Raw genomic sequence first — 9,289 nt, 5'->3', positions numbered from 1 at the left:
GCGCCAGCGTCGCACCGCTGCTTGATGTGCCGTGGATACTGGAGGTGGATACGACCATCAAGCCGCTCTACGGCCATCAGGAAGGCGCGGTGATCGGCTACAACCCAAGAAAACCGGGACGCCCGTCCCATGCCTGCCACCCCTACCTCATGGCCAGCCTGCGTCAGGTACTGGGCGTCGAGGTCAGCCCTGGCAGCGAACATGTCGCCAAGCACGCCCATCGCCAAGGACGCAATAACCGAAGGGCATTGCGCCGATTCAAGCCGCGTGCGCAACGCTTGGCGTTGCACACCCTACCGGGCTTTGATCGCTTCGACATCGAGAAGAATCCGAACGAGCCGAACCGCTTCGGCTGGGTCGTCGAGATCGACCCCTACGATCGGAAATCGACGCCGATCAAGCGCGCCACGCTGGGCCGCTTCAAACACGAAGCCGCGACCTGCGTCGTCGCCCCGGACGGCCGTGTCGTGGTCTACTCGGGTGACGACGAGGCCTTCGAATACATCTACCGCTTTGTCACCACGAAGAAGTTCGTGCCGAACAACCCGGCCGCCAATCGCGACCTGCTCGACGACGGCGTCCTGTCCGTCGCCAAGTTCGACGACCAGGGCACGCTGCGCTGGCTGCCGCTGGTCTTCGGCCAAGGCCCGCTGACGTCCGCCAACGGCTTCAACAGCCAGGCCGACGTGCTGATCGACACGCGCCGCGCCGGGCGTTGCACACGGCCGATGGGTTCCGCTGGGAAGTGCTGCTGCTCGCCGGCGATCCCGCCAAGCCGGAGCACGGCGCCAAGTACCACCCGGACACGCAGAAGGTCGGCAATTGGCTGGCGGCACCGGACAACTGCACCTTCGATAATCGGGGACGCCTGTGGATCACGACCGACCAGGGATCGTCGCAGCGCACGACGGGCATCCCGGATGGCGTCTATGCCTGCGACGTGAATGGCGCCGGGCGTGGCCTGACCAAGTTCTTCTACGCGGTTCCGAAGGATGCCGAAATGTGCGGTCCGGCCTTCACGCCGGACAACAAGACCTTGTTCGTTGCCGTCCAGCACCCCGGTGAGTACAAGGACTCGACTTTCGACAACCCCTCGACGCGTTGGCCGGACTTCGACGCCGTCCGCCGGGTGCCGCCGCGTCCGTCGATTGTCGCCATCACGCGCGAAGATGGCGGCGTGATCGGCGGCTGAGTCTCATCGCTTTAAAGGCAGGTGGCGCTCGATCAGCGCCGCCGCTTCCTCTGCACCGCGCGCCACCGGTAACGGCGGGCGGGCTTGCCGCCACAGCGTATCGAGCAAGCCGGGCAGTTCGCCCGACGCGAGTTCGGTTTCGTTGACTTCGCGGCAGCGGGCGTTCTCCTGCAACCACTCGATCAGGCAATCCTGCTCGGGCCAGTTGTCACGGCGCAGGTAGAGGACTGCCGTGCCGTTGCACGCCGCCTCAACGAAGGTGCCGTAGCCGGGCTTGGTGAGAACGAGGTCAACGCTGCGCAAGAGATCGGGGAAGGTGATTCCGAGCGGCTCGGTCGCCGCCATGTCCTTGCGGCGGATCGGCCAGCTTTCGGGAATCAGCCAGTGCCATCCGGGAGTCTGCGGCCACTGCTCCGCGCCCAGACTCTTGTCGAAGCCGCCGAATGCGACCAGTGCCAGATTGGTTTCGGGCGCGACGCCAAGCCGTTCGCGCAATTCGGCGCGGCGATCCTGCCCTGCGGCCGCAACTGGGGCAACGGTCTGCCGGCGCGGAAATTCCGTCATCGGCATCGCCGGTTTCAGGCGCAGGAAAGCTTCGGCGCTGCGGTAAGCATCGAGCATCTGCCGATGGATCCCCAGCGCCCAGCGCTCGTGTCCGAAGTAGTGGGCAAATAGATCGGCCCAGTTGAGCGAACACATCGAGAGCGAAGGAATGCCGGACTGTGCGGCACCGGCCAACGGCAGGTAGGCGACGTCCGTCAAGACGAGGTCGGCCCCCAGCGCGGCGAGCTGCCCAGCTTCTTCCGCGACGCGCTGCGCCCAGTTCGCGTGCTGCGTGCGGTAGGCCGCTGCGGTCGCCGCAAAGTCGATGCGCACGGCGTCGAGCATGACGTAGCCGAAGTCGCTACGCACGGCGATGTGCGTGAAGTCACTGCAGATGCGCGCACGCAGCTTCTCGATCGGCACGCCGCTGCGGATCGTCAGGCGAAGGTCAGGACGGCGGCGCGTCAGTTCATTCAGGATCGGCGCGACCTGCGCCAGATGACCGAGGCCGTGCGAGGAGATGTCGACGAAGAGGTGTGACATCGCAGGTTCAGACAAAGCGCGCCAGCAACGCACCCGGCAACTCGACCGGCAGCGGCATCCATACGCGGTGGCCGTTGCCCGGCGCGACGTCGATCGACGCACCTTCGGCGTTCTCCATGCGCTCCAGCGTGATCTCGAAATTGCCGGAGGGATGGATGACTTCGATGCGGTCGCCGACGGCAAAGCGATTCTTGACCTCGATTTCCGCCATCCCGCGCGCCGCGTCCCAGCCGATGACGTCGCCGACGTAGAGGCTGCGGCCGGACTCGGAATGGCCGCGCAGGTAGTTCTGCATTTCGTGTTCATGATGGCGCTGGTAGAAGCCGTCGGTATAGCCGCGATTGGCCAGGCCTTCGAGTTCGCCCAGGAGCTTCGGGTCGAGCGGCCGGCCGGCGACGGCGTCGTCGATCGCCTGGCGGTAGACCTGCGCCGTGCGCGCGACGTAGTACGGCGACTTGGTGCGGCCTTCGATCTTCAGCGAGTCGACGCCAATCTCGACCAGGCGCTGCACATGCTCGATGGCGCGCAAGTCCCTGGAATTCATGATGTAGGTGCCGTGCTCGTCTTCCTCGATCGGCATCAGTTCGCCCGGACGCTCCTGCTCCTCGAGCAGCCAGACCTTGCCGGCGGGGTTGCTTGTATGTGCATTAAACTGTACGTCTCCGGCAGCGTTTTCCGTGCCGGGCTTGACCTTGTAGTCCCAGCGGCACGAGTTGGTGCACGTGCCCTGGTTCGAGTCGCGGTGGTTGAAATAGCCGGAAAGCAGACAGCGCCCCGAGTAGGCGATGCACAGCGCGCCGTGCACGAAGACTTCCAGTTCGATGTCCGGACACTCCTGGCGGATCTCGGCGACTTCGTCGAGCGACAGTTCGCGCGAGAGGATGATGCGCGAGATGCCGAGCTTCTTCCAGAAGCGCACGGCGGCGAAGTTGACGGTGTTGGCCTGTACAGATAAATGAACAGGCATCTCCGGCCAGCTTTCGCGCACGAGGTCGATCAGGCCGGGGTCGGCCATGATCAGCGCGTCGGGTTTGAGCGCGACGACTGGCGCCATGTCGGCGAGGTAACTCCTGACCTTGACGTTGTGCGGCAGCACATTGCTCACGACGTAGAGGTGCTTGCCGAGCGCGTGCGCCTCGTCGATGGCGCCGCCCAGCGTTTCGAGGCTGCCGAACTCGTTGTTGCGCACGCGCAAGCTGTAGCGCGGCTGCCCGGCATAGACGGCGTCGGCGCCGAAGGCGAAGGCGTTTCGCATCATCGCCAGAGAACCGGCGGGAGCGAGCAATTCAGGGGATTTCAGGGCGGAAACAGGCATGGAGGCTTCTTGGGGGGAAAGGGTAGAATGCAGGCGACCCGAATTTTAACCGCATTCAACTAACTGACTGATTTTATGCCTGAAGATATCCTGATCAACTTTACGCCGCAGGAAACGCGCGTCGCCGTGATGTATCAGGGCGCCGTGCAGGAACTGCACATCGAGCGCAACGCCAGCCGCGGGCTGGTCGGTAATGTCTACATCGGCCGCGTCGTGCGCATCCTGCCCGGCATGCAGTCGGCCTTCATCGACGTCGGGCTTGAACGCACCGCCTTCCTGCATATCGCTGATATCTGGGAAGCCAGGCAGAACGGCGAGGCGCCCAAGCCGATCGAGCGCATGGTCTTCGAGGGCCAGAGCATCGTGGTGCAGGTCATCAAGGACCCGATCGGAACCAAGGGCGCGCGCCTGTCGACGCAGATCTCGGTGGCCGGACGGATGCTCGTCTACCTGCCTCAGGAGAAGCACATCGGCATTTCGCAGCGCATCGAGAACGAGGCCGAGCGCGAGGCGCTGCGCGAGAAGATTACCCGCCTCGTGCCCGAGGACGAACCCGGCGGCTTCATCGTACGCACGATGGCCGAGAGCGCGACCGAGGCCGAACTCGCCAACGACATCGAATATCTGCGCAAGATCTGGCGCGACATCAAGGAGCACGCCAAGACGATGGCGCCGCCGAGCATGCTCTACCAGGAGCTATCGCTCGGGCTGCGCGTGTTGCGCGACTTTGTGAATCCCGATACCGACCGCATCGTCATCGACTCGCGCGAGAACTTCGGCAAGCTCTCCGCCTTCGCCACCGAGTTCACGCCGACCGTCAAGCTGCTGCTCGACCACTACATCGGCGAACGCCCGCTGTTCGATCTCCACGGCGTCGAGGATGAAATCCAGAAGGCGCTCGCCCGCCGTGTCGACCTCAAGTCGGGTGGCTACCTGATCTTCGACCAGACCGAGGCGATGACGACGATCGACGTCAACACGGGCGGCTTCGTCGGCGTGCGCAACTTCGACGACACGGTGTTCAAGACCAACCTCGAAGCGGCGCAGACGATCGCCCGCCAGCTGCGCCTGCGCAACCTCGGCGGCATCATCATCACCGACTTCATCGACATGGACAGCGAGGAGCACAAGAGCGCCGTGCTCGCCGAGTTCAACAAGGCGCTGGCGCGCGACCATACGCGCCTGACGGTCAATGGGTTCACCGCGCTCGGCCTCGTCGAGATGACGCGCAAACGCACGCGCGAATCGCTGGCGCACGTGCTCTGCGAGGTCTGCCCGACCTGCCAGGGGCGCGGCGAAGTGAAGACCGCGCGCACCGTCTGCTACGAGATCCTGCGCGAACTGCTGCGCGAGGCACGCCAGTTCAATGCGCGCGAGTTCCGCATCCTCGGCGCGGTATCGGTGATCGACATCTTCCTCGACGAAGAGTCGCAGGGGCTGGCGATGCTCTCCGACTTCATCGGCAAGCCGATTTCCTTGAAGGCCGAGCCGAGCTACACGCAGGAACAGTACGATATCGTGCTGATGTGATCGGGCCTATACTCGCAGGCATGAAAACTCTGGGGCGAATACGGACTGCGCTGGCCTGCGGGCTGGCGGCGCTAGTGGTGGCCTGCGGCAGCGTGCCGCCGGCGCCGGAGTCTTCGGCCGGTTTGCCGCCGCGTGCGGCGTACAGCGAGACTGGACACGAAGTGACGCTGTTCGCCCTCGGTCTGATCGATACCGGCTACCGCTTCGGCGGCAAGAACCCCGAAGCCGGGCTGGATTGCAGCGGCATGGTTTCCTACATCTACAACCGCGCGGCCGGACTTCGGATCGCCGGCAGCGCCGCCGACATCGCGCGCAAGGGGCGTCCGATCAACCGCAGCGACCTGCGTCCGGGCGATCTCGTCTTCTTCAACACGCGCAACGCGCCGTTCTCGCACGTCGGCCTCTACATTGGCGACGAGCGTTTCATCCACGCGCCGTCGACCAACGGCCGCGTGCGCATCGACCAGCTGAACGCGCGCTACTACGCGCTGCGTTTCGAGGCGGCGCGCAGCTACTTCGACTAGCGTTTTCTTCTCCCTGGCGGTTCGCAATCGCACCGGGCGAACGCCCGCGATCGTGTTCGTCGCGCAACTCGGCGTCGTCTCCTTTCGTTGGCTTCGGGGCGCTGGAGAATCGCCGTGCTTATTTCTGGATGTTGGCATATGATAAAAAAACTAATCAGAACCCATTGATTTGTATTGTTTGTCGTTGTACATTAGCAATGTCTAATTTTCTCAGGCAGTTCTCATCAAAAGGAGCGTCACCATGGAAAATGCACAGCAACCCAGTTTCCCGCGCCTCAACGAACCGGCACCGGCCTTCTGCGCGCGCACTACGCACGGCGAGAAAAAACTTGAGGATTACCGCGGCAAGTGGCTGATCCTCTTCTCGCACCCGGCCGACTTCACGCCAGTGTGCACGACGGAGTTCATGGCCTTCGCCAAGGCCGCGCCGACCTTCAACTCGATGGGTTGCGAACTCCTCGGTCTGTCGATCGACAGCCTGTTCTCGCACCTCGCCTGGACGCGCAACATCAAGGAGAAGTTCAACGTCGAGATCCCGTTCCCGATCATCGAGGATCTGAAGATGGACGTTGCACGGGCCTATGGCATGGTGCATCCGGGTGCCGGCGACACGTCGGCCGTTCGCGCCACCTTCTTCATCGACCCGAATGGCATCCTGCGCGCCATGGTTTACTACCCGATGAGCAACGGCCGCAGCATCGACGAGTTCGTGCGCCTGCTGCAGGCGCTGCAGACCTCCGACGCCAATGGCGTGGCGACGCCGGAAAACTGGTGTCCGGGCAAGCCAGTCATCGTGCCGCCGCCGAAGACCGCCGAAGCGGCCAACAAGCGTGCTTCGGAAGGCTATAACACGGTCGATTGGTACTTCTCGACAAAGAACCTGTAAGCGTTTTCGTTTCACGGCGGGGCGTCCGTTCGCGCAATTCGGGCGCCCCGTTTCACTTCAATGGAGCAGATTGCATGAGCGCGGAGCACCCGGAGTCAAATCCATCCCGACTGGCCCACCTGCCGGTTTCCTTCTTCTCAACAGTCATGGGGATGACGGGGCTGGCGATTGCCTGGCAGAAGGCACACTTGGCGCTGGGCGCTTCGCCGATCGTCTGGCAGAGTCTCGCGGCGCTCTCAAGCGCGCTGTTTGTCGGCCTGCTGGTCGTCTATGGCGTGAAACTCGTGCGCCATCCGAATGAAGTGACGGCCGAGTGGAAGCATCCCGTGCGCGTCAACTTCTTCCCGACTATTTCGATCAGCCTTTTGCTGCTCGGCATCGTCTGGCTGGAAGCAGCTCCATCAGCAGCGTTCTGGCTGTGGGCGGCCGGCACCGTGATCCACCTGCTGTTCACCTTCGCCATTCTGAGCAGCTGGATGTACCACACGCACTACGACATCAAGCACGCCAATCCGGGCTGGTTCATCCCGGTCGTCGGCAACCTATTCGTGCCGATCTGCGGCGTGCATTTCGTCTCGCCCGAAGTCGGCTGGTTCTTTTTCAGCGTCGGCATGATCTTCTGGATCGTGCTGATGACGATCATCTTCTACCGCATCATCTTTCACGACCCGATCCCGCCGCGCCTGCTGGCGACGCTGTTCATCCTGATCGCACCGCCGTCGGTCGGGTTCGTCGCTTATGCCAATCTGGTTCCAGCGCTCGACGGATTCGCCCGCATCCTGTACTACTCGGCGGTCTTCCTTACGCTACTGCTCGGCGGCAATGTGATGCGTTTCATCCGGGGCGGCTTCTTCATTTCGTCGTGGGCCTACTCCTTCCCGCTGGCGGCGATGACGATTGCGACCTTTGTCATGGCCAAACGCTCGGGGCTTGAGTTCTTCGTCTGGCTCGGCGGCCTGCTGCTCGCCATTGTCTCGTTGGTCGTCATCGTGCTGGTCCGCAAGACGTTGAGCGCTGTCGGGCGCAAGGCGATCTGCGTGCCGGAATAGCGATCAACGGCGCCGCAGTACCTGCCACACGGCGACGCCGGCCAGCGCCAGGAAGCAGAGGGCGGACCCGTTGGCCAGCGAAAGACCGAGGAAGACCCGGTCCTTGACCGTACACAGGCCGGTGACCATGAACATCGCCGGTCATTTGTCTGAAAGCCAATTGACGATGGTCTCGACCAGCGTCGGGTCGCTGAAGCCGCACTCGGTCACTTGATCCGGGACGAACTGCATCCAGCTCTGTTCAGCCGCCGAGGCGACACCCCAGAGCGCGGCCGCCGCGATCAGCAAACCCCAGACGCGCGGCCAACGATTGATCAGGCTCGCGCAGAGCGCGAGAAGCGCAATGACGATATAAAGCAGGCGCTGGAAGTTGCACAGATAGCACGGCTCGAGATGGACGACTTCGCCGAGCATCAGTCCCGAGGCCAGCAGACCGCTTGAAGCGGCCGCCAGGAGACCGAAGACGGCGCGGCGAGAGCGGGTGGTGAACATGCTCGTCCTCCATTCGGTTGAAGTGAGAGGTTGTGAATAAATGCCGAAACACCCACCACAGAGATGCCCCGCAGGAAATCCCCTTGGGGGACACAGAGACGCAGAGTTTTCGCAGAGAAAGCCATTGAAAACCGTGATTTTCTCCGCGTTTCCTCGGTGCCTCTGCGCCTCTGTGGTGGGTTTTGAGTCTTTTCACAGACTCTGAGCGGACATCGGGCGCCTACCTGGATTGCATCGGAGGCGTTCACTTCGGCATGAACTTCGCCTTGGCGCGCGCTTTGACGACCCCGCCACTGCGCAACTCGGCGACGAGTTCGTAGACGAGTTTGCGCTGTTCGACCAGGCGTGCTTCGAGTTCGATCGACCCCGGACAGGGAACCGGCGCCAGATAGCGAATCTGCAAGTCTGCTGTCATCGCTTCGATGCCTTGATGGAACAGACAATGTGTCATCGCAGCGTCGAGCAGGGTGGCCGTCATGCCGCCATGCAACGCACCGGCGTAGCCCTGCCATTCGGGTTTGAGCCGGAGCGAGGCTTTGATTCCCCGCCCCGAGGTGTGAAAACGCAGACCAAGGCCGGCGTTCGCGCCGCACGCCATGCATTGCGCGTGGCTTGCGGGACGCTCAACGTTGAGGCTGCCTGCCGGATTGAGGCCGTCGGTGCTTTCGTTCGGTTGCTGCGATCGACTCAAGCCTTGTGCCTCAGGTCGTTGATCTGTCGCTTGAGGTCTTCGATGGCCGCTTCGATACGGGCGATTGCGGCCGCGAACGGGGGCGCACTGATCCTGTTGCGGATATTGAACCCCGACTGCCCGTCCGCTTCCTCGAAGCGGCAACGCCGCCCCTGGCCGGCACCGAATCCGGTGCCGGGGCCGAATCCGGTGCCGGGGCCGAAGCCGCGGCCGAATCCGCTGCCATCACGGCGACATTGACCGTTGCCGCGTCCGCCCATACCGCGTCCATTCGATCGATCGGGGGCAAATCCATTGCGTGTCATCGTCGTGCTCCTTCTCTGTTGATTAAAACTGTCCAGTCCGCAGCAGCACCAGCGTGCATGCCTCCGTCGGCTCGATGCCGGCGGCGCGCAGCCCTTCGTACTCGTCCGGGTTCTCGGTGCCGGGGTTGAAGATCACGCGCCTGGGATGGATGGCCCGGAGCTGCTCGAACAGTCCCTCCTGGCGCTTCGGGCCGACGTAGAGCGTGACCGTGTCTACGG

10 protein-coding genes and 2 pseudogenes are annotated in these 9,289 nt (G+C 63.3%); 6 read left to right on the top strand and 6 right to left on the bottom strand.

Annotated features, from left to right (window positions below):
* Window positions 1-149 precede the first annotated feature (149 nt).
* Together KBA32_RS12745 and KBA32_RS12740 are read left to right on the top strand one after the other, a co-directional pair.
* Window positions 150-653 (top strand): annotated as a pseudogene (locus KBA32_RS12745) (PhoX family phosphatase); the annotation flags it as partial.
* Window positions 654-745: 92 nt separating this feature from the next.
* Window positions 746-1,192: an alkaline phosphatase PhoX gene (locus tag KBA32_RS12740; RefSeq protein ID WP_294359481.1), complete on the top strand. Its 447-nt coding sequence runs from the start codon at window positions 746-748 to the stop codon at window positions 1,190-1,192.
* Window positions 1,193-1,195: 3 nt separating this feature from the next.
* Here the strand turns inward: KBA32_RS12740 and KBA32_RS12735 are convergent, their stop codons facing one another.
* Window positions 1,196-2,278 (bottom strand): hypothetical protein, encoded by a 1,083-nt coding sequence (locus KBA32_RS12735; RefSeq protein ID WP_294359478.1) that lies wholly within the window; start codon window positions 2,276-2,278, stop codon window positions 1,196-1,198.
* Between the two features lie 7 nt (window positions 2,279-2,285).
* Complete coding sequence (gene yegQ / locus KBA32_RS12730; protein ID WP_294359476.1) at window positions 2,286-3,593, bottom strand: tRNA 5-hydroxyuridine modification protein YegQ; 1,308 nt, start codon at window positions 3,591-3,593, stop codon at window positions 2,286-2,288.
* Between the two features lie 75 nt (window positions 3,594-3,668).
* Here yegQ and rng point away from each other — a divergent pair, with 75 nt between their 5' ends.
* The 4 genes from rng to KBA32_RS12710 all read left to right on the top strand — a co-directional run bounded on the left by rng (window position 3,669) and on the right by KBA32_RS12710 (window position 7,582).
* Window positions 3,669-5,123 carry a ribonuclease G gene (gene rng, locus KBA32_RS12725; RefSeq protein WP_294359474.1) on the top strand — a complete coding sequence of 485 codons (1,455 nt, stop codon included), beginning with the start codon at window positions 3,669-3,671 and terminating at the stop codon, window positions 5,121-5,123.
* 20 nt (window positions 5,124-5,143) lie between these two features.
* A complete protein-coding gene (locus KBA32_RS12720; RefSeq protein WP_294359473.1) occupies window positions 5,144-5,647 on the top strand; it encodes a C40 family peptidase in 504 nt (167 codons plus the stop codon).
* A gap of 241 nt (window positions 5,648-5,888) precedes the next feature.
* Window positions 5,889-6,533, top strand: a complete 645-nt coding sequence (locus KBA32_RS12715; protein ID WP_294359470.1) for a peroxiredoxin — start codon at window positions 5,889-5,891, stop codon at window positions 6,531-6,533.
* 74 nt (window positions 6,534-6,607) lie between these two features.
* The gene (locus KBA32_RS12710) at window positions 6,608-7,582 is read left to right on the top strand and encodes an SLAC1 anion channel family protein (RefSeq protein WP_294359468.1); all 975 of its coding nucleotides are present in this window, start codon (window positions 6,608-6,610) and stop codon (window positions 7,580-7,582) included.
* 3 nt (window positions 7,583-7,585) lie between these two features.
* Here KBA32_RS12710 and KBA32_RS12705 read toward each other — a convergent pair.
* The 4 genes and pseudogenes from KBA32_RS12705 to KBA32_RS12690 form a co-directional block, all read right to left on the bottom strand.
* A pseudogene (locus KBA32_RS12705) lies at window positions 7,586-8,074 on the bottom strand (disulfide bond formation protein B).
* Window positions 8,075-8,318: 244 nt separating this feature from the next.
* Complete coding sequence (locus KBA32_RS12700) at window positions 8,319-8,765, bottom strand: PaaI family thioesterase (protein ID WP_294359466.1); 447 nt, start codon at window positions 8,763-8,765, stop codon at window positions 8,319-8,321.
* Entirely contained in the window at window positions 8,762-9,070 is a 309-nt protein-coding gene (locus KBA32_RS12695; protein ID WP_294359464.1) for a hypothetical protein, read from the bottom strand. The genes KBA32_RS12700 and KBA32_RS12695 overlap by 4 nt, the downstream gene beginning before the upstream one ends.
* Window positions 9,071-9,092: 22 nt before the next feature.
* A partial coding sequence (locus KBA32_RS12690) for a CoA-binding protein (RefSeq protein ID WP_294359462.1) occupies window positions 9,093-9,289 on the bottom strand: 197 nt, incomplete at its 5' end.

Origin of the sequence: Propionivibrio sp. (genome assembly GCF_017995515.1) — a bacterium.
In the GTDB taxonomy this organism is placed as follows: domain Bacteria; phylum Pseudomonadota; class Gammaproteobacteria; order Burkholderiales; family Rhodocyclaceae; genus Propionivibrio.
This window is presented reverse-complemented; position numbering and strand designations above follow the sequence as displayed.

Coding starts and splice junctions, on each gene's coding strand:
- KBA32_RS12735 (WP_294359478.1), bottom strand. CDS start 2,278: ATGTCACACCTCTTCGTCGACATCTCCTCGCACGGCCTCGGTCATCTG.
- yegQ (WP_294359476.1), bottom strand. CDS start 3,593: ATGCCTGTTTCCGCCCTGAAATCCCCTGAATTGCTCGCTCCCGCCGGT.
- rng (WP_294359474.1), top strand. CDS start 3,669: ATGCCTGAAGATATCCTGATCAACTTTACGCCGCAGGAAACGCGCGTC.
- KBA32_RS12720 (WP_294359473.1), top strand. CDS start 5,144: ATGAAAACTCTGGGGCGAATACGGACTGCGCTGGCCTGCGGGCTGGCG.
- KBA32_RS12715 (WP_294359470.1), top strand. CDS start 5,889: ATGGAAAATGCACAGCAACCCAGTTTCCCGCGCCTCAACGAACCGGCA.
- KBA32_RS12710 (WP_294359468.1), top strand. CDS start 6,608: ATGAGCGCGGAGCACCCGGAGTCAAATCCATCCCGACTGGCCCACCTG.
- KBA32_RS12695 (WP_294359464.1), bottom strand. CDS start 9,070: ATGACACGCAATGGATTTGCCCCCGATCGATCGAATGGACGCGGTATG.